This window comes from Methylovorus glucosotrophus, assembly GCF_009858335.1.
In the GTDB taxonomy this organism is placed as follows: Bacteria; Pseudomonadota; Gammaproteobacteria; order Burkholderiales; family Methylophilaceae; genus Methylovorus; species Methylovorus glucosotrophus.
The window spans coordinates 892,562-911,254 of the sequence record NZ_VMSE01000001.1 but is presented as its reverse complement, the minus strand read 5'-3'; the positions used below and the strand labels follow the sequence as shown (position 1 = coordinate 911,254).

Below are 18,693 nucleotides of genomic sequence, written 5' to 3'. Positions count from 1 at the left end.
ATCAGCAGAGCGGGCTTAAGCAGCCTGCTCCTGGAAGGTGAGTTGAACGAAGACTTCTTCCAGACTGGTCTGGTCAGGATTGATCTGGTAAAGACCCCAGTTCTGATTAACCGCCGCCTGCACCAGCAATTCGGCCGGGGCGCCGCCTTCGGCATGACGCACACGCAAGAGGCCGCTAGGCAGGGATTCCACCGACGTGATTCCGGGGATTTTCAGCAATTCTTCATTGGCAGGAGCGCGGCTCAGACCCACCAGGAGGCGGTTGCCATGACGCTGCTGTTTCAAGATATCAATGGAGCCATTGAACACCATCTGACCTTTGTGAATGATCTGTACGCGGTCACAGACCATTTCAACTTCAGGCAGGATATGCGTAGAGAGGATCACGCTGTGCTCGCCACCCAATTCCTTGATCAGGTTACGAATATCACGAATCTGAATAGGATCAAGACCGACGGTAGGCTCATCCAGAATGACGACCATGGGATTGTGGATGATGGCCTGGGCAATACCAACGCGCTGCTGGTAACCCTTGGAGAGATTTTCAATCAGGCGGCCACCCATCTCTGTCAGACCACATCGCTCTTTGGCAATGCGCACGGCCTTTTTGACATGACTGCCACTCACCCGGTGCAACCGCGCCGCAATCGCCAGAAACTCATCGACGGTCAGCTCGCGATAAAGCGGTGGCTGCTCTGGCAAATACCCAATCAGCGCCTTGGCTTCCTTGGGGTTCTCGATCATGTCGATACCACAGATCTTGACGCTACCCTTGCTTGGCGCCAGGTTGCCGGTCAGCATTTTCATGGAAGTGGACTTGCCCGCACCATTCGGCCCGAGAAAACCCAAGACTTCCCCTTTGTTCAGGGTAAAACTCACATCGCGAACTGCTTCGCGCCCCCCATAGATGCGCGTAAGCTCGCGGGCCTCAACGGTTACAGTAGTCATAATTGAAGTTGGTACACTCCGGGTGAAGGGCTGCTAAATTAAAAAAACGCCTGACAACTGTCAAGCGTTAGGGGTCATATATTCAAAGTACATGCAAATAGAATTAAATTCTATTGGAAAGTTCTATCCAAAAAGCTATAGTCAGAAATCATTATGGATGAACTTGCCAACACTGTCACGGACTAAGCATTTAAGCCATCAGCCAGAATTTATCGCAACCACACCGAGTATCGAGAACACTTTTCACTCATGCCTAATCCCCGCAAACTCACGCTAGCTGTTTTGTTAAGTCTGGCCTCCATTGCCAGCCTCTCTGCTCAGGCAGCCGAACCATCCAAATCAGAATCTGCCAAGTCCAAGCCCGCCCCCGTTCCACAAACAGAGCTGACGGGCGCCTTCGTTTATAAGTATCTGATTGGCGAAGTCGCCGGGCAACGGGGCGATCTCGAACTTGCCAGCTCGATTTTTCTCGATCTGGCCAAATCCAGCCGCGACCCGCGCCTGGCTGAGCGCGCTGCCAAAGCCGCCGTGTACGGCAACAAGCCGCGCCTGGTCACACAAGCGGTGAGCCTGTGGAGCGAGCTGGACCCCAGTTCAACCGAAGCGCAGCAAGCCAGCACCGAATTATTCGTGAATGCGGGCAAGCTCAATGAAGCCAAGCCTTTCTTGCAGAAACTGCTGGCGAAAGAAGATACCCGTGCCAATGGCTTTCTTTACCTGAACAGCCTGCTGGCAAAGCAGACCGACAAAAACGCGGTGCTGACGCTGGTGCAGGAGCTGGCAGCGCCCTACCCTGATCTGCCGGAAGCGCATTTCACCATTGCCAATTCGGCACTTGCCGCGGGCAAGGTAGAGCTTGCCATGAGCGAGCTTGATACCGCAGAGAAGCTGAGCCCAGGCTGGGAAATGAGCGCGCTGCTCAAAGGCCAGATTCTGTATTTGCAATCGCCAGACGCTGCCATCAATTTCTACAAGCAATTCCTCAGCGCCAATGAAAATGCCAACGAAGTCCGGCTGACCATGGCGCGCCTGCTGATCAACCAGAAACGCTTTGACGAAGCCAAACCTGAGTTCATCAAGCTGATTTCCGCGTCCAAGAACAATCCTGAAATCATGGTTGTTGTTGGTCTGCTGTCGATTCAGGCGAATGAACTTGGCGATGCGGAAAAGTATTTCCAGGACGGGCTGGCCGCTGGTTTCAAAAACCCCGATCAGGTGTTTATCTACCTGGGGCAAATCGCCGAGAAACAGAATGACGACAAGCTGGCGCTGGCCTGGTACAACCGTGTGAAGCCGGGTGATCGCTATCTGGATGCGCAATTCAACATTGCCGGCATTGTGGCCCGCACCCAGGGTATTGATGCCGCCTTGCAGGTACTGCGCAATATTCCCGAGTTGACCAACGAGCAGGAAGCGCTTTCCATGCAGATGCAGGCCAGCCTGCTCGGCAAGATGAAACGCTATCAGGAAGCTTACGATCTGCTGGGGCAAACCGTTGCAACGCTGCCTAACACCCCCGAGATCATTTACGACTACGCCATGGCCGCCGAGCGCATCGGTCAGTTTGATATTGCTGAAAAAGAACTGCGCAAGCTGATCAAGCTGAAGCCGGATTTTGCGCAAGCCTACAACGCCCTCGGCTACAGCCTGGCGGATCGCAACCTCAAGCTGGATGAAGCCCACAAGCTGATTCAGCAAGCGCTGGCCTTGAGCCCGGATGATCATTACATCCTCGATAGCATGGGCTGGGTGCAATACCGCATGGGCAAGCTGGACGCTGCAAGCAATTACCTGCGCCAGGCCTACTCGCAGCAGCCTGACCCCGAAATTGCCGCGCATTTGGGCGAAGTTTTGTGGCACCAGGGCAAGAAGGACGAAGCCGTGCAAACCTGGGAATCCGCCCTCAAGGTATTTCCCGATAATGAAGTTCTGATCAAGACAGCGCAGAAGTTCAAGAACTGATGAACGTGCGTGTGCTTCTGCGGGGGCCGCTTTTCATGGCGGCCCTCTTGATTTCTGCCTGTACCACCACGCCATCGCGCCCGGTGGCCAATGAAGAGGTGCATCGCAAGCACCTTGCCAGCCTGCAAACCCTGCAAGCGTTCGACCTGAAAGGCCGCATAGGCGTGCAGACGCAAAAGCAGGGCTTCTCCGGCGGCTTTACCTGGAATCACCAGCCCGCCACTGACCAGGTGGCGCTATTTTCGCCCCTGGGCTCGCAAGTCGCGACCATAGATAAAGACCCAGGCGGCGTCACGCTAGTGACCAGTGACCAGAAAACCCTGCGCGCGCAGGATGCCGAAACCCTGACCGAACAAAACCTGGGCTGGCGCCTGCCCATGCAAGGTTTGCATGACTGGGCGCTGGGCCGCCCCACCGCTGCGCCCCATGAAGCGATATGGGATGAACAGGGCCGCCTCACCCGCCTGAAGCAGGATGGCTGGGACATTGAATACAGCCAGTACCAGCGCGTTGGCCAGTACGACCTGCCCCACAAAATTTACATGAAAAGCCTGCAACTGAATCTCAAGCTGATCGTCGAGCGCTGGAATATCGATGACAGCAATGACACCAGCGCATTGCAATCCAAGCCATAACGCCATGACCGACTTTCACACCTATCCGGCCCCGGCCAAAATCAATCTCTTCCTGCACATTACCGGTCAGCGCGCTGATGGCTACCATTTGCTGCAGACCGTATTCCGCCTGCTGGATTTTTCCGACACGCTGCAACTGCGCGTACGTGAGGATGGCGAGGTAAACCGCATTACCGACGTCCCCGGCGTGCCGGCTGAGCGCGATCTGTGCGTGCGCGCCGCCCGCCTGTTGCAACAGCACACGGGCTGTAAACGCGGCGTCGATATCAAGATTGAAAAGCGCATCCCCATGGGTGGCGGCCTGGGCGGCGGCAGTTCTGACGCGGCGACCATGCTGCTGGCGCTGAACCATCTATGGGATCTGCAGCTTGATCGCCAGACCCTGATCACCCTCGGCCTGCAACTCGGCGCCGATGTGCCGGTATTTGTTTTTGGACAGAATGCCTGGGCAGAAGGTGTAGGAGAAAAATTATCACCTATCTCCTTGAATCCAGCGTGGTATGTGCTGTTGACGCCACAAGTCAACGTCTCGACTGCTGAAGTTTTTGCGTCGAAGGAATTGACAAGGGATACAAAACTCACGACAATAGCGGACTTTTCAAGGGGCATGGTTCACAACGACCTTGAAACTGTAGTTTGCCAGCAGCATCCCGCAGTCGGCGCCAGTCTGAGTTGGTTAAATCAATTCTCACCGGCACGCATGAGCGGATCAGGCGCTTCAGTGTTCATCAGCGTTGATAGCCAGGCAGAAGCAGAAGCGATTCTTGCTCAGGTGCCATCGAAAATAGCGGGTCTTCCGGTGTTTTCATGTGTGGCAAAAGGGTTGGAAAAGCATCCACTTTATGACCTTGTAAAAAACGTGTAGATTTAAGATCAAATGGGGAGTCGCCAAGCTGGTTAAGGCACCGGATTTTGATTCCGGCATGCGAAGGTTCGAATCCTTCTTCCCCAGCCAGAATGCATTAAAAGCGTGTAGCTATACACGCTTTTTTATTTTTTTGACCTACAAGGAATCCCGACTGTGGCCAATGGCGACATGATGGTATTTACCGGCACAGCCAATCCAAAGCTAGCCGAAGCAGTAGTCAGCCACCTGGGTATCGGCCTTGGCCGTGCCACGGTAGATCGCTTTAGCGATGGCGAAGTCATGATTGAACTGCTCGACAATGTGCGCGGCAAGGATGTCTTCGTTCTGCAATCCACCTGCATGCCCACCAACGACAACCTGATGGAAGTCATGGTGATGGTCGACGCGCTGCGTCGCTCCTCTGCTGGCCGCATCACCGCAGCGATTCCTTATCTCGGTTACTCACGTCAGGATCGCCGCCCGCGTTCCGCACGTGTTGCCATTACCGCCAAGGTCGTTGCCAACATGCTCACCAGCGTAGGTGTTAACCGCCTGCTGACCATGGATTTGCACTCTGACCAGATTCAAGGCTTCTTCGATATTCCCGTCGACAATATCTACGCGACCCCTATCCTGCTGGATGATCTGCTGAAGCAAAAGCACGAAAATCTGGTGGTGGTATCGCCCGATGTTGGCGGTGTAGTGCGTGCCCGTGCGGCCGCCAAGCAACTGGGTTCCGACCTGGCGATTATCGACAAGCGCCGCCCCAAGCCCAATGTGGCCAAGGTCATGAATATTATCGGTGATGTTGCCGGCCGTACCTGTGTGCTGATGGACGACATGGTCGACACCGCCAACACCCTGTGCGAAGCCGCCATTGCCCTGAAAGAGCAAGGCGCATCCAAAGTGGTCGCCTACAGCACCCACCCGGTATTGTCCGGCCCGGCTGTAGAGCGCATCACCAGCTCGCAACTGGATGAACTGGTGGTCACCGACACCATTCCATTGCGCGCCGATGCCGCTGCATGCCACAAGATTCGTCAGCTTTCAACCGCTGAGCTGTTTGCCGAAACCATCCGCCGCATTAGCCGCGAAGACTCGGTCAGCTCGCTGTTTATGGATTAAGTTTCGAGCGCAGAGCTCACAAGGCCCTGCACTCACAACCCTGTTATCTGGTCGCGGATAGCAGTTAATTAAGGAGTAGTACCATGCAAATCGAAATTACCGCCGTTAAGCGCGAAAACCAAGGTACGGGTGCGAGCCGCCGCCTTCGTCGCGCAGGCAAGGTGCCTGGCATCGTCTACGGTGCAAGCAAAGACGCAGTTAGCGTTGAGTTTGACCACAAGGCGCTGTTCCTGGAATTCCGTCACGAAGCTTTCCACGCTTCCATCCTGACTCTGAACCTGGATGGCAAGAAGGAACAAGTTGTTCTGCGTGACTACCAGATGCACCCCGTACGCAACACCATTCAGCACATCGACTTCCAACGCGTAAGCGCTACTGAAAAGCTGCACGTTAAGGTGCCATTGCACTTCATCAACCAGGACATCGCTCCTGGCGTGAAGCTGTCTGGCGGTGTGGTAACCCACATCCTGACCGAAGCTGACGTAAGCTGCCTGCCAAAAGACCTGCCAGAGTTCATCGAAGTTGACCTGGCAACCCTGGAAGCCGGCCACAGCATCCACCTGTCACAAATCAAGCTGCCTAAGGGCGTTGAATTTGTACAACTGGCACACGAAAACGATGCAGCTGTTGCATCCATCTCCGTGCCACGTGGCGGTGCAGCTGCTGAAGAAGAAACCGCTGACGCACCAGCAGCAGAATAAGTTTTTTCTGCAAGCGGCTTAAAGCGCGCGTTCCGAGCCCATCACTGGCACACTCGGACCGCGCGTCTTTATTTATACTGCTGCACAGACAACCCAAGCTGATTTAACCCATGAACGGCATCAAACTCTTTGTTGGCCTCGGCAACCCCGGTAGCGAGTATGAAGACACGCGCCACAATGCCGGTTTCTGGTGGATAGACCGCGTGGCGGCATTATCCGGCAGCAAGCTCGCCAATGAAGCCAAGTTTCACGGGTTGGCAGGCAAACTCAAGCACAGCGGCACAGAAGCCTGGCTGCTCAAGCCCACCACATTCATGAACGCCAGCGGCCGCTCGGTAGGCGCGCTGGCCAAGTTTTACAAAATAGAGCCGCATGAGATCCTGGTGATCCATGACGAGCTGGATATCCCGCCCGGCCAGGTCAAAATGAAAAAAGGCGGCGGCCACGGCGGGCACAATGGCCTCAAAGATATTGCCGCGCACCTCGGCACCAATGAATTCTGGCGTTTGCGCCTGGGCATTGGTCACCCCGGCGAACGCGCAGCCGTGGTCAACTTTGTGCTGCATGCGCCAGCCAAGGCCGAAATGAGCCTGATAGAAACCACCATAGAAGATAGCGTGGCCCTGCTCGACCAGCTGCTGGCCGGCAGCTTTGAACAAGCCATGCTCAAGTTACACACCAAACCCAAAGCAGTTTAAGCAAAAAAGGCGAGCCATATGAAATGCGGAATTGTCGGTCTACCCAACGTTGGTAAATCCACCCTGTTCAATGCCATTACCCGTGCCGGTATTGCTGCGGAAAACTACCCCTTCTGTACCATTGAGCCCAATGTCGGCATTGTGGAAGTGCCCGATCCGCGCCTCAAACCGCTGATCGACATCGTCAACCCGCAAAAAGTACAACCCGCGATTGTTGAGTTCGTCGACATCGCCGGTCTGGTGGCAGGCGCCTCCAAAGGCGAAGGCCTGGGCAACAAGTTCCTCGCCAACATCCGCGAAACCGACGCCATTGCCCACGTGGTGCGCTGCTTTGACGATGGCAACGTCGTACACGTCGCAGGCAAGGTAGACCCGCTCGACGACATCGAAACCATCAACACCGAGCTCGCCCTTTCCGACATGGAAACCGTAGAAAAAACCCTGCAGCGCGAAGGCAAAAAAGCCAAGTCTGGCGACAAAGAAGCCATCGCCCTGTGCGCCGTACTCGAAAAAATCCAGAAATGGCTGGACCAAAGCAAGCCCGTGCGCACCCTGGGCCTGGATGCCGACCAGCTGCAACTGATCAAGCCCCTGTGCCTGATCACCGTCAAGCCAGTCATGTATCTGGCAAACGTGGACGAAAGCGGCTTTGAGAACAACCCGCTGCTGGATAAGGTTGTGAACCTCGGCAAAGCAGAAAACGCCCCCGTGGTCGCCATCTGCGCCAAGATCGAATCCGAAATCGCCGATCTGGAAGACGAAGACAAAGCCATGTTCCTCACCGAACTCGGCCTGGAAGAACCCGGTCTCGATCGCGTTATCCGCGCCGCCTACAGCCTGCTCGGCCTGCAAACCTACTTCACCGCCGGTGTGAAAGAAGTGCGCGCCTGGACCGTAAAACGCGGCTCCACCGCCCCGCAAGCCGCTGGCGTCATCCACACCGACTTCGAACGCGGCTTCATCCGCGCCGAAGTCATCGCCTATGAAGAGTTTGTGAAAAACAAAGGCGAGCAAGGCGCCAAGGAAGCCGGAAAAATGCGCCTGGAAGGCAAGGAATACATCATGCAGGATGGCGACGTCGTCCACTTCCGCTTTAACGTGTAATTCGCCGCCAGGCCAATAAAAAAGCGCAGTTTGGCTTTGACAAAGACCCGCTCAGAAAATACAATAGCGGGCTTGTTTCAACAGTACCCGGTGATGTAGCTCAGCTGGTTAGAGCACAGGATTCATAATCCTGGGGTCGAGGGTTCAAGTCCCCCCATCACCACCAATACCCTGTCTTAGGGTGTCCTAAGCAGTATCAAGAAGCCCCGTAAATCCTAGAGATTGCGGGGTTTTTTGTTGCCTGCCGTCTATTCCCGTCTATTGCTATGTACCAACTATTGTGGGTATATTTAGAGCACTTGTACCAACATTTCAATTTTGGTACCAACAAAGGGCTACCATGAAGCTATCAGATATAGCAGTCAGAAAGGCAAAACCAGAAGCCAGACCTTACAAAATGGCGGATGGAGGCGGTCTGTTTTTGTTGGTACAACCTAACGGCTCGAAGTATTGGCGGCTAGCTTATCGTTACCAAGCTAAACAAAAACTGCTAGCCCTTGGGGTTTACCCCGATGTTTCCATATCCTTGGCACGAGAACGGCGCGACGATGCGCGCAAACTGTTAGCCCAAGGCATAGACCCCAGCGAGACAAAAAAAGCCACCAAAGCAGCCACAACCGATAAAGCTGCAAATAGCTTTGAAGTGGTTGCGCGTGAATGGTGGGCTTCTCACATGGCAACCAAGGCAGATACCCACAAAGACAAGGTATTACGACGCTTCGAGCTGTATATATTCCCATGGCTAGGCAGCAAGCCTATTGCTGACATTACCGCCCCTCAAGTGCTGGAAGTCATCAAACGCATCGAGAAGCTAGGCATTCTTGAAACAGCCCACCGCGCATTACAAACATCAGGGCAAGTTTTCCGTTATGCGGTCCAGACAGGCCGAGCTGTCCGAGATGTAACAGCAGACCTTAAGGGAGCACTGCCGCCAACTTCGGTTAAGCACATGGCAGCATTTACAGATGCAAAGGATGTAGCAGAACTGCTGCGAGCCATTGAAGGTTTTAAAGGCACATTTACAGTGCAATGCGCCCTACGTATTGCCCCGCTTCTTTTCGTGCGCCCTAGCGAGCTGCGCACAGCTAAATGGTCAGACATAGATTTAGATGCTGGCGAGTGGCGCTATATCGTGAGCAAAACCAAAACAGATCACCTAGTACCATTGTCACGGCAGGCAGTAGAGATATTGCGAGAGCTGCGCCCTCTTTCAGGCCATGGGCAATATGTTTTCATGGGTGGGCACTCCCCCTTAAAGCCCATGAGCGAAAGTGCTATTAATGCGGCTCTAAAACGTATGGGCTACGACACTAAAACCCAGATAACCGGGCATGGCTTTAGAGCAATGGCGCGTACCATCTTGCATGAGCGTTTAAACATTGATCCGCATATCATTGAGCACCAGCTAGCCCATAAGGTGCCAGATGCGTTAGGGGCCGCCTACAACCGAACAAAGTTTATCGACCAACGTCGAGCCATGATGCAGCAATGGTCGGACTATCTAGACGAGTTAAAAGCCGGAGCAAAGGTATTGCCCTTCAAGCAGGCATAGACTAACAATTACTAACAGAGTATTACTGTCGCTCATACACGTTATCACGTGGATTTATTTTGAAGGTTTGAGATAAAGGGGAAAAGATGCGAAACATACACATAATACCGCTTGTATTACTTCTAACTGGTTGTGCAACAAGTAGTCCAACATATGCACCTGATGGATCAAAGGCTTTTAGCCTTGACTGTTCGGGAGCTGCTAGAAATTGGGGAATGTGCTACGAGAAAGCAGGACAGCTATGCAAGGAAAAGGGATATGAGATTGTTGCAGGCGGAAGCGACTCAAACTCAACCGTGGTTGCAAATCAAAATGGAGTATATGCAGGATCAACGCAAACAAGAAGTATGGTTATCAAGTGCAAACAATAATTTCACTTTACGAAAAAGCATTTAATGTTTAGCCGCACCTAGCCCGACGGCGTGAAAACTAGACACCCCTAGCCTAGCTAGGCGGTTTCCTTAATAGGGGGTGGGAGGGGAGTTATGGAAAGTAGCGAAGAAAAAACAAAATTTTATCACTTCTGCCCTATCAAGACCTATTCCCATCCTGAATCGAAATTTTTTATTCAGAAAAATGGAACGGAATTTTGTTTATCAAGAAATAGAAACTCTTCCGACCTTAATGAGATTTTTCGACTAGGGAAAGAAATATTTAGAAGAATTTCATTATTACAGAAAAACGGTAGTTTTGAGGATTTTCTATCCACTTATGATATGGATATTCAACTATTCAGAGAAATGGCGATTTATCTTCATCAATCTAAAAAAATAGTATTAATAGGAGATATTTCTGGAGAAAGAATAGAAAATCCTGATTGGTATGAAATGAACCATGCCGAGATAATTAATATATGCTGGAATGTCGCAACATCGACGGATTGGTTATCAGATAATGATTTCTCTTCTCTTTATTACTCTTGCTTATTAGGTTGCGCATTAATTGAGGTTGATCGAACACTACTTAATTTAATGATGGGTGAAGGTGCTGTTGAGTCTTCAATTTCTGCGGCAAATTTACTTTCTAATGCTATGTCCATTGATTCAAATAATAAAAGTTTTGAATTGTCCCGTAAAAACTTTGCTCTTTCTGGAGCTATTGGACGCTTAAATGCAGACCCTCGTCAAAAAGAAAAATCATTTGTTTTCGATTGCTGGAAAAAGTGGAAATTAGATACTAGCAGATACCAATCAAAAGCTTCATTCGCACGAGACATGTTAGAAAAATGTGAGCACCTTACCAGTCAAAAGAAAATCGAGGATTGGTGTCGAGTTTGGGAACGCAACACAAGTGTTTAGAAAATACAAAGACAAGCTATGACATACTTTAAACACTTTGATCCAGCTATTTATTTAGGGTGCGATGGTGGTTGCCCAGTGCATAACTCTGAGTGGGGAAATTGGTGTGCTGGCGATGAGCCAAAATTCCCTTCTGGATTTGCCCTTTTTCAGTGGTGGCATTTATGTGATGTAATATCCACTTATATTCAATGGGACGGGAAATGGCCCAAAGAATTTCATTATAGCAATCATGCAATTGCAAGGCTGAGATTGGAGTTTACAGCTTCATTATCTATTGTAAATAATTTGCTCGGAAAGTATCTAGAAATACCGCATCCATTTTTATTAGAAAGTAATCTACATGGAGATGCTAAATTTAACATCCAAACTATGTGTGTTTATTCATTATTTTGTTTGGATGAAGCTATTGACGGAATTATAAATAACATCTCGACGAAGGCTTCTTTAGGATTTAGTTACGCAAATAAAGCTCTAGAATTGGCGCATGAATATCGAAAAGATGCAGTAAATAATCAATCATCATCCTCTCTTAGTGCGGCTAGAGCGCAGTTTGCACGTAGCGGAGCGATTGCGAAACTCGCTAAAGACCCGAAACAAAAGGAAAAATCTTTTATCTATGAGTGTTGGCTAGAGTGGAAAAATAATCCTCTTTCCTACAAAAGCAAAGCATCGTTTGCCCGGGATATGCTTCAAAAATGCGAACATCTAACCAGCAATAAAATAATTGAAGATTGGTGTAGAGATTGGGAAAAAGCTCACTCTGCTAGCTGAGTGAGCATCAAGCTAGATCAGAGGTTTTTCATCTTTACGATAAGAATAAATATATGGACATGTTCAACCACACCCAAGGAGGGTGAGACATGTCGCAAACAGTCCAGCAGCCTACACCACAGTTCTATCGCCTACCTCAACTCAAAGCCCGCTTGAATGTTTCAGGGTCTAGCATATGGGCTTGGGTGAAAAAAGGCTCTTTTCCGGCTCCGGTAAAACTCGCTGAAAACACTACCGCATGGAGCGCGGCAGATGTTGAAGCATGGGCGCAATCTCGCATTGCAGCCAGTAAATAAGGGGCCATCATGGATAAGAAAAAAGGCCACCCAGAGGCAGCCCCAAACAAGCAATTACAGTTTAGCGATAACTCCGCCAGTTCTCAACGTCAAAGGCTGGTGGATTGGTTAAAGCGTATCGGCTCAATCACCACCATTGAAGCTAGGAGCCTGCTAGACATCATGGCACCTGCCCCACGCATATTCGAGCTGCGCGCTATTGGTTATGACATTGCAACTGTCTGGACCAATGGCATTACCGACCAAGGTAAAAAACACCGCGTAGCCAGGTATATCTTGCGAGGTGTCAGCCATGAGTGAGGAACACTGGCTAGAACGCCTAGAAACGCTCATAGCGCGCTTTTCATATCTTGGGGTAGCCTACGACCTAGGCAACCTGACAAAACCTGAAATATGGGCGCTATATCTTCACCTTTCCCGGCTGGTGGATAGCTAGGAATGGCTGCCAGCTTTTTATTCAGGCTGGGGCGGGTGAAAGGTAATACGGGCATTCTGGCAGCGCTAAAGCACAACAAGCGCACTCTGCAAGCTGAACGCGGAGCGGGGCAGAACATCGACCCTGCCAGAACCAGCCTCAATTACTGCCTATTGGGAGACGATACGCCAGAGCAAATAAACAAAGCCGCCAAAATAGCCTTGCTTGAGGCGGGCATTGAAAAGCCGCGCAAAGATGCCGTGATGGCGGTTGAGGTGCTTTTTAGCTTGCCAATTGGCCGTCACCAGCAAGATACACGGCAATACTTCGTGGACTGCCTGCAATGGACGCAAAAACATATCGCGGGGCAACTGCTATCCTTTGATGTTCATCTGGATGAGGCGGCCCCACATGCTCATGCAATCATCCTGCCGCTGGTGGACGGACGTTTAAAAGGCCGGGATGTCATCGGCAATATTGGCAATTTAAACCGCTTAATCAGTTTATTTAATATTGAGGTGGCGAGGCATTACGGACTAGCCCGCAGAGAAGATAAACGCCTATCTGCTGCCGAAGCAAAGACACTAGAACGGCAGATATTGCAAAAGCTAGCGGGTGATCCGGTGATGAAGTCAAATGTATGGGTGTGCGTGCGTGACGCCATCCACAGAGACCCTAAACCCTTTGCACAGACTTTGGGCATATCCCACCAGCGCCCAAGGCAGGAAAAGCGGTCAGCGGTCCAAATTATGACCTCGAAGGGAAAAGGCAAAGCATAAAACGCTATATAGCGTTTAGAGCATAAAAATGATCAAACGCTATCCTGTGTATAGCGTTCGGTTATCGGCACCTCAAAGACGGTAAGTAAACGGCAAAGGGAAGGCACCGTGCTCTCAACAAAATATAGGCATTTACTGAGGGGTAACATCTAAAGTAGATAAATTGTAGATAGATGAGATAATGATATAATATCGATAAATATCAATGCTTTGACCTTAGTTAAATGGCATTGTCAAACCAGTACGCGCGCGAGGGTATGTCAGTTGACAATAAACCAATACATTCATTAAGTTGCGAACTGACTCCCTAGCAATGCACTGCATTACGTGACCAATACACGCGCGTAGGAATGAAGCATCGTCACATTCAGTCACAGCACGTCACGAAGAAAATAATTTTCTGACTCGATAAAAGGTTTTCAGAGTCCTTAAAAGGTGAGTTTCCTTAGTCCTTAAAAGGGATAAGCATTATAAAAATGTTGGTACATTTGTTGGTATATCAATATTTAAAATCATCATAACCGTTGGTATTAAAGGCTTTCAAAGGTTTGTTCGGTTGACCCCATCCCACCAATACGCCTCAAGTTCTTGATCTACCTAGGACTTGAGGCAATTCAATAAGTTACATCTCGTTTTTCCCCGGTGGGTGTTACACTTCAACTCAATGAAAGAGCCAAAGTTGACAACACACCTATCCAAGCGTAACGGCGTCTACTACTTCCGCCGAAAAGTCCCCCTAGATTTGCAACACATATACTCGGGAAAAGCCGAGATCATCTTCTCGCTAAAAACCAAGAATCGGGCAGAAGCTGAGACGCTCGCCCGTAAGCACAGCGTGGAGTATGATGAAAAGTTCAGGCAGGCTCGCACAATCGCCGCCCAGGCCACGAACGGCCCCGCCCCTATACCATCCCCCACCTCAAGCTCATCCGTGCGCCCTAGCGTTGTTGACGGTCTTGCAATCGATGACTTTGATATTCTTGTTGCCCGTCATGTCAGACGACTGCGACAATTCCGCGAACGTTCTGCTGAGAACGGCACCTATGAGAATTTCAAAGCTCGCCTACGTTCCATCATCAATGAGAACAAGGAGTTCATCGAACTAGGTGAACATCCACTTGATGATGTTGATCGTCCCTTATGGCACGTCGAAGCAGAGCTTAAAGCAGCCAAGATAGTTCTCAAGGGTAAGGCTTTCAACTCTCCGGTACATGAGCTAGGTTCTCTAGCTTCTGACATTACTAAAGATACACAGTCATTATCGTTAACAGAACTGCTTAACAACTGGGCCTTGGAACGCAAACCTGATCCTCGTTCAATTACTTACTACGGAAGAGCAGTTGCCAAACTCATTGAGTATTGCAACGTACAGCATGTCCGGCAAGTAACAAAGAGCCATATCGTCACACTGAAGAATAGACTGCTCGAAGAAGGAACGACTACTGTAACAACCAATAACTATCTTACTAACCTGACTACGCTCTTCAGCTTCGCTACTGGCAATAATGTGATTGAAGTGAATCCGGCGAAAGACATTCGGGTGCAGGTAAGTAGAGATGATAAGAAGGAACGCCTTCCTTTCACGGTCGAGCAACTCAATCAGCTCTTTTCATCAGAGGTTTACAGTAAGGGCGCTCGACCATCAGGAGGCAAGGGCGAGGCGGCGTACTGGTTGCCATTGCTGGGCCTTTTCACTGGAGCTCGATTGAATGAGCTATGCCAATTATTAAAAGTCGATATTAGGCAGGAGTCATATTACGATCAAGCGCAGCAAGAGCATGTTTGCTGGGTAATGGAGATTACCGATGCTGGAGAAGGCCAGAAGCTTAAAAACTCCGCGAGCTGGCGCCGCATCCCGATACATCCAACCCTCATTGAGATGGGCTTTATCGACTTCGTGCGCTTATCTCCGGGACCCAGAGTTTTCCATGAGCTGACAGCATCAAAAGCATACGATTCCATTAGCGCAAGCTGGTCGAAGTGGTTCTCAAGATACCTTACCAATATCGGCCTTAAATCTGATGCACTCGTTTTCCATAGCTTCCGTCATACATTCAAATATTTTTCTCGACATAACTCATTACCGGATAGCCTACAGTACGCAATCTTAGGCCATACTAGCGGCAAAACTGGGGATCATTACGGTGGGCCCACTTTTCCACTAGCCCCACTCGTGCAAGCTATGAATAACTACATTTTACCGCGATTGCAACTACCTCCAAGACCTTAGTTATTTACATTTAAGCTAAACAGCTCACTATCAAATCATGAACAAATTGGATTATAAGTTCACACCTGAACAGTGTGATGTACCAGAGTCTCGAAGGAAGGCCCTCATAGTGTACAGAACTTTCCGGAGCCAATGCCTGGAATATTTGAATGGAGATTCGGATATATCTATCAGTAGACAAATTCATAATCTAGGTTGGTATACCGCAGTATTCAGAACGATAAATGAGGCGCGTAGAATTGAAGGCCATGACCGAGTTAATAGCGCACATTGGGACTTAACATCCGCCGGTTACGCCTCGCTTATTACCGTCGGTATTCGTAGGCTTGTAGATTACCACTCTGGCACTAGCTCCCTTCGCTGGCTCATTGGGAAACTACAGAAAAACTCACACCACCTAACGCGTGAAATGTTTGTATGCCACGATGGTTTACCTTTTGACTACGCAGCAACCGAAAGAAGGTTATTAGACTTACCTCCAGATCAAAGAACCAAAGTACGGTGGGGGAGCATGGAAGGTCCGGATGCATATAATGCATCAGGATTTGCGCATCGATCATTTGATGCCCTATCGTCAACTCCAGACCATTCATGGCGACTTGAGAAAGTCGACTCCCAAATCTTAGACTGGCTTCTTAAGCAACTTTCACACCCTGCCATCACCAAAGTTCACGATATGGTAGATAAGATAGTTGCTCATTCTGAGAGAATCCCCAGAGGTTCCAAGACCGTCGAAATAGCGACGTACAACGATGTAGATGAAGCTTTAAAACGGATAGTACAAGTTGCTACATTCGTATCAAAATTCTTCCATTCTGGGTTTGGGGATGTGGTACCTACACCCCAATTTAATGTGCTTGAATACCTTGATGAACCATGGGCAACATCATCCTCTTTAGATGCACTTCAAGACGAATGGGACAAGCTGACTACGAATATGAACTCATGGTCGAATGAAGAGCTAATCTACTCTCAAGAAGTAGTTGGAAATTGATGCAGCACTACTCTTTACTAGCGTTGCTACGAAGTAATTATCTTGCCACCTAAAGGAAAGAACAGTCGTATGTTAACGATGGGGTACCCCAGAGTAAAACATACATCTAAGTAATAAGTACTCTGCGAGCAAGGCAATACTTCTGCATAACATAATGCAAGGAATCCTGCGGTAGCTCTCAGGATAAGTAATGGCAATACAACCTAGCTAATTGAGATGCTTAACCAAATACTTCCATGCATGATAAGCTAACCTAATAGAGAGATATTCTCAGTAAGTAAAGCTGAAGTACTCCAATAATAAGTACATCACTCAACTCCAAAAATCTCTTCGCAATTCCGTACACTCACCTCAAGGATGCAGAGTACCTAACCCCCCCTCCGGCCTACTCTCTTGAACTCACCGCAGTACTGCTTAAGCACTCACTAAAGTACTTATATAAAACTATGCGGTATACATGCATGCGCTGTCTTAAAAGGTGTACTTCAGCTATACAGCTCACCAGCCTACTAGATGTGTATATTTAAAGTCACATTAAGTATTTATTGACACATTCTGTATAGAGCTATAGAGTTAATTAAGACACTATCGTCAATAAGCTGGGGTACTAAGATGAATAACAACAAAGGCCATCTCGTTGCCTACATACGGGTATCTACTCTCGATCAGAACATAGATAGGCAACGCGAGGTACTCTCTGATTACTCACTTGATGAAACATTTATCGAACATGCCAGCGGTAAAGATGCGGATAGACCTCAGCTCATCGCCGCAATGAAGCACTTACGCAAAGGGGATACCTTACTCGTATGCTCTATAGACCGACTAGCACGCAATCTAGATGACCTGCGTAAGATAGTTAGAGAGCTTACAGATAGAGGTGTTGTAGTTAAGTTCATCAAAGAATCCCTGACCTTTGGCGGTGATGATTCCGCTATGTCCAAGCTGATGCTATCAATGATGGGTGCCTTTGCTGAGTTCGAGCGCTCCCTGATTAAAGAACGCCAGCGAGAGGGCATTAAGCTAGCCAAGGAACGCGGTGCATTCAAGGGCCGTAAAGCTGCTTTAGACGCTGATAAGCTCATCGCACTCAAAGCGAGAGATAAAGCTAACCACCAGAAGAATCGCGCTCAATTGGCGAGGGAGTACGGCATATCAAGAGCGACCCTATACAAATACCTGAGCGCTGAGACTCAAAATTAATCCGCGGCAATACACTGCCCTAGGCATGGTCGAAATAATCGCTCTCAGGTCGATTTTGGAGGTCTGTTTTTTAGTGATTCTAGTAGAGAATTGAGGACTACCGCTCGTGTATTCGACGGGATGGCACTAAGGCTGAGATGTAGCTCTTGCTCGTCGCTTGGGCAGACAAACCAAGCAAGCGGCCTATTCAGCTCCTTAGCCAATCTCTCAAGCATTTGGAATGGAGGAGCATGCTTGCCATGCTCATATTGATGTATGCGTACTTTGGCAGTCTCCTCCTCGATACCCACCGCAACGCCAAGGGCTTGCTGAGACATACCCGATGCCTCTCTAGCCTCTTTCAACCTCGCCGCGATGACTGCCTCTAGTTTCATACCAACTCTTTAACTAAGAGTCAGTTTTGTACACTTTTAGGCTTGCGCATGAGTTAAGTTAAACTTAACATCAGTCCTCTTTGATACTTTTGGAACTGCGATGCCACGCTATATCCTACTTCTCGCTTTGGCACTTATCGGCGTCAACATCGCAGCTGCAAATGACACCGCACCCCCCACCCAACTGGAGAGTATTAACGGCATATTGGTTGTTCCGTCAGCAGTTGGAAAAGACGGAAAGCCCCTCACGGAGTTACAGCGTGAAATAGATGCAGCAGGGGAAATATCTATACCTGACACCGTAACAGCAGCCCCCTTGCCTAGCATCTACTCTCCATTAGCCCGCACAGATGAACAGCAACGTGCAGGAGAGCGGGAGCGTGTAAGGTACAACAGCTCGACGCCAGCATGGGATGCATTCAAGGCCACAGCCGGCGGCTATACCCGTTCAGCACTACGAATGCTTACTAAAGAGGAAGGCTCAACAAAGGATGCAGACCCATCTTACGATGTAGGTAAGGGCCGCTTCGACTTTCGTAGCAAGTACCCGATGGCCTATTGGGATGAGTACGAACACACAGTTAACGAGGGTCAGCGGCAGGTACTAGTTGCGAGCTTGGACATGGAGGCAGAACGCGAGGCAATAAAAAGCCGCTCTCTACTTGGCACTGCGCTAGGTTATTTATGTGATCCACTACTAGTCTTAGGAGCTGTACTCGTCTTTATGCACCGAAGGAAAACACGCAGCGCCCACTAAT

The 18,693-nt window shown here is 49.6% G+C and carries 19 protein-coding genes and 2 tRNA genes; 19 read left to right on the top strand and 2 right to left on the bottom strand.

Translation table 11 applies throughout. The features are described 5' to 3' along the window. Nucleotides 1-15: 15 nt before the first annotated feature. Nucleotides 16-948, bottom strand: a complete 933-nt coding sequence (locus FNL37_RS04315; RefSeq protein WP_159355254.1) for an ABC transporter ATP-binding protein — start codon at nt 946-948, stop codon at nt 16-18. A gap of 249 nt (nt 949-1,197) precedes the next feature. Between FNL37_RS04315 and FNL37_RS04310 the strand changes: the two genes are divergently transcribed. The 18 genes from FNL37_RS04310 (at nt 1,198) to FNL37_RS04225 (ending at nt 17,561) form a co-directional block, all read left to right on the top strand. Further along, nucleotides 1,198-2,910, top strand: coding sequence for a tetratricopeptide repeat protein (locus tag FNL37_RS04310; RefSeq protein ID WP_159355253.1), 1,713 nt, complete (start codon nt 1,198-1,200; stop codon nt 2,908-2,910). 35 nt (nt 2,911-2,945) lie between these two features. Next, on the top strand, nt 2,946-3,545 hold the full coding sequence (lolB, locus tag FNL37_RS04305) for a lipoprotein insertase outer membrane protein LolB (protein ID WP_244948198.1): 600 nt from the start codon (nt 2,946-2,948) through the stop codon (nt 3,543-3,545). Between the two features lie 4 nt (nt 3,546-3,549). Further along, nucleotides 3,550-4,410: a 4-(cytidine 5'-diphospho)-2-C-methyl-D-erythritol kinase gene (gene ispE / locus FNL37_RS04300; protein ID WP_013442808.1), complete on the top strand. Its 861-nt coding sequence runs from the start codon at nt 3,550-3,552 to the stop codon at nt 4,408-4,410. A gap of 13 nt (nt 4,411-4,423) precedes the next feature. Then, nucleotides 4,424-4,500 (top strand) — tRNA-Gln (locus tag FNL37_RS04295). Between the two features lie 81 nt (nt 4,501-4,581). Beyond that, nucleotides 4,582-5,517, top strand: a complete 936-nt coding sequence (locus FNL37_RS04290) for a ribose-phosphate pyrophosphokinase (RefSeq protein WP_159356154.1) — start codon at nt 4,582-4,584, stop codon at nt 5,515-5,517. 83 nt (nt 5,518-5,600) lie between these two features. Beyond that, complete coding sequence (locus FNL37_RS04285) at nt 5,601-6,218, top strand: 50S ribosomal protein L25/general stress protein Ctc (protein WP_013442810.1); 618 nt, start codon at nt 5,601-5,603, stop codon at nt 6,216-6,218. A gap of 110 nt (nt 6,219-6,328) precedes the next feature. Beyond that, a complete protein-coding gene (pth, locus tag FNL37_RS04280) occupies nt 6,329-6,916 on the top strand; it encodes an aminoacyl-tRNA hydrolase (protein ID WP_013442811.1) in 588 nt (195 codons plus the stop codon). An 18-nt stretch (nt 6,917-6,934) separates the two neighbouring features. Beyond that, entirely contained in the window at nt 6,935-8,020 is a 1,086-nt protein-coding gene (ychF, locus tag FNL37_RS04275; RefSeq protein WP_159355251.1) for a redox-regulated ATPase YchF, read from the top strand. Between the two features lie 89 nt (nt 8,021-8,109). Then, a tRNA-Met gene (locus tag FNL37_RS04270) sits at nt 8,110-8,186 on the top strand. Between the two features lie 174 nt (nt 8,187-8,360). Further along, on the top strand, nt 8,361-9,572 hold the full coding sequence (locus tag FNL37_RS04265; RefSeq protein ID WP_159355250.1) for a tyrosine-type recombinase/integrase: 1,212 nt from the start codon (nt 8,361-8,363) through the stop codon (nt 9,570-9,572). 485 nt (nt 9,573-10,057) lie between these two features. Then, on the top strand, nt 10,058-10,870 hold the full coding sequence (locus FNL37_RS04260) for a hypothetical protein (protein WP_159355249.1): 813 nt from the start codon (nt 10,058-10,060) through the stop codon (nt 10,868-10,870). A gap of 18 nt (nt 10,871-10,888) precedes the next feature. Further along, on the top strand, nt 10,889-11,644 hold the full coding sequence (locus tag FNL37_RS04255; protein ID WP_159355248.1) for a hypothetical protein: 756 nt from the start codon (nt 10,889-10,891) through the stop codon (nt 11,642-11,644). Nucleotides 11,645-11,733: 89 nt separating this feature from the next. Next, nucleotides 11,734-11,940, top strand: a complete 207-nt coding sequence (locus tag FNL37_RS04250; protein WP_159355247.1) for a helix-turn-helix transcriptional regulator — start codon at nt 11,734-11,736, stop codon at nt 11,938-11,940. A 9-nt stretch (nt 11,941-11,949) separates the two neighbouring features. Beyond that, on the top strand, nt 11,950-12,240 hold the full coding sequence (locus FNL37_RS04245) for a helix-turn-helix domain-containing protein (protein WP_159355246.1): 291 nt from the start codon (nt 11,950-11,952) through the stop codon (nt 12,238-12,240). Nucleotides 12,241-12,378: 138 nt separating this feature from the next. Next, nucleotides 12,379-13,134: a plasmid recombination protein gene (locus FNL37_RS04240; protein ID WP_159355245.1), complete on the top strand. Its 756-nt coding sequence runs from the start codon at nt 12,379-12,381 to the stop codon at nt 13,132-13,134. Nucleotides 13,135-13,813: 679 nt separating this feature from the next. Next, nucleotides 13,814-15,364, top strand: a complete 1,551-nt coding sequence (locus tag FNL37_RS04235; protein WP_159355244.1) for a DUF6538 domain-containing protein — start codon at nt 13,814-13,816, stop codon at nt 15,362-15,364. Nucleotides 15,365-15,875: 511 nt separating this feature from the next. Next, entirely contained in the window at nt 15,876-16,358 is a 483-nt protein-coding gene (locus FNL37_RS13955) for a hypothetical protein (protein ID WP_244948197.1), read from the top strand. Nucleotides 16,359-16,970: 612 nt separating this feature from the next. Then, entirely contained in the window at nt 16,971-17,561 is a 591-nt protein-coding gene (locus FNL37_RS04225) for a recombinase family protein (RefSeq protein ID WP_159355242.1), read from the top strand. A 44-nt stretch (nt 17,562-17,605) separates the two neighbouring features. On the opposite strand, the gene FNL37_RS14130 is transcribed toward FNL37_RS04225, so the two are convergent. Next, complete coding sequence (locus FNL37_RS14130; protein ID WP_159355241.1) at nt 17,606-17,935, bottom strand: helix-turn-helix domain-containing protein; 330 nt, start codon at nt 17,933-17,935, stop codon at nt 17,606-17,608. Between the two features lie 100 nt (nt 17,936-18,035). Here FNL37_RS14130 and FNL37_RS04215 point away from each other — a divergent pair, with 100 nt between their 5' ends. Beyond that, complete coding sequence (locus FNL37_RS04215) at nt 18,036-18,692, top strand: hypothetical protein (RefSeq protein WP_159355240.1); 657 nt, start codon at nt 18,036-18,038, stop codon at nt 18,690-18,692. Nucleotide 18,693: the final 1 nt, after the last annotated feature.

What these genes read in the sequence shown, in the direction of transcription:
- FNL37_RS04260 (WP_159355249.1), top strand. Translation starts at nt 10,058, where the DNA reads ATGGAAAGTAGCGAAGAAAAAACAAAATTTTATCACTTCTGCCCTATC.
- FNL37_RS04315 (WP_159355254.1), bottom strand. Translation starts at nt 948, where the DNA reads ATGACTACTGTAACCGTTGAGGCCCGCGAGCTTACGCGCATCTATGGG.
- lolB (WP_244948198.1), top strand. Translation starts at nt 2,946, where the DNA reads ATGGCGGCCCTCTTGATTTCTGCCTGTACCACCACGCCATCGCGCCCG.
- FNL37_RS04310 (WP_159355253.1), top strand. Translation starts at nt 1,198, where the DNA reads ATGCCTAATCCCCGCAAACTCACGCTAGCTGTTTTGTTAAGTCTGGCC.
- FNL37_RS04240 (WP_159355245.1), top strand. Translation starts at nt 12,379, where the DNA reads ATGGCTGCCAGCTTTTTATTCAGGCTGGGGCGGGTGAAAGGTAATACG.
- FNL37_RS04265 (WP_159355250.1), top strand. Translation starts at nt 8,361, where the DNA reads ATGAAGCTATCAGATATAGCAGTCAGAAAGGCAAAACCAGAAGCCAGA.
- FNL37_RS04285 (WP_013442810.1), top strand. Translation starts at nt 5,601, where the DNA reads ATGCAAATCGAAATTACCGCCGTTAAGCGCGAAAACCAAGGTACGGGT.
- FNL37_RS14130 (WP_159355241.1), bottom strand. Translation starts at nt 17,935, where the DNA reads ATGAAACTAGAGGCAGTCATCGCGGCGAGGTTGAAAGAGGCTAGAGAG.
- FNL37_RS04255 (WP_159355248.1), top strand. Translation starts at nt 10,889, where the DNA reads ATGACATACTTTAAACACTTTGATCCAGCTATTTATTTAGGGTGCGAT.
- FNL37_RS04250 (WP_159355247.1), top strand. Translation starts at nt 11,734, where the DNA reads ATGTCGCAAACAGTCCAGCAGCCTACACCACAGTTCTATCGCCTACCT.
- ychF (WP_159355251.1), top strand. Translation starts at nt 6,935, where the DNA reads ATGAAATGCGGAATTGTCGGTCTACCCAACGTTGGTAAATCCACCCTG.
- FNL37_RS13955 (WP_244948197.1), top strand. Translation starts at nt 15,876, where the DNA reads ATGGAAGGTCCGGATGCATATAATGCATCAGGATTTGCGCATCGATCA.
- FNL37_RS04245 (WP_159355246.1), top strand. Translation starts at nt 11,950, where the DNA reads ATGGATAAGAAAAAAGGCCACCCAGAGGCAGCCCCAAACAAGCAATTA.
- ispE (WP_013442808.1), top strand. Translation starts at nt 3,550, where the DNA reads ATGACCGACTTTCACACCTATCCGGCCCCGGCCAAAATCAATCTCTTC.
- pth (WP_013442811.1), top strand. Translation starts at nt 6,329, where the DNA reads ATGAACGGCATCAAACTCTTTGTTGGCCTCGGCAACCCCGGTAGCGAG.
- FNL37_RS04225 (WP_159355242.1), top strand. Translation starts at nt 16,971, where the DNA reads ATGAATAACAACAAAGGCCATCTCGTTGCCTACATACGGGTATCTACT.
- FNL37_RS04215 (WP_159355240.1), top strand. Translation starts at nt 18,036, where the DNA reads ATGCCACGCTATATCCTACTTCTCGCTTTGGCACTTATCGGCGTCAAC.
- FNL37_RS04290 (WP_159356154.1), top strand. Translation starts at nt 4,582, where the DNA reads ATGATGGTATTTACCGGCACAGCCAATCCAAAGCTAGCCGAAGCAGTA.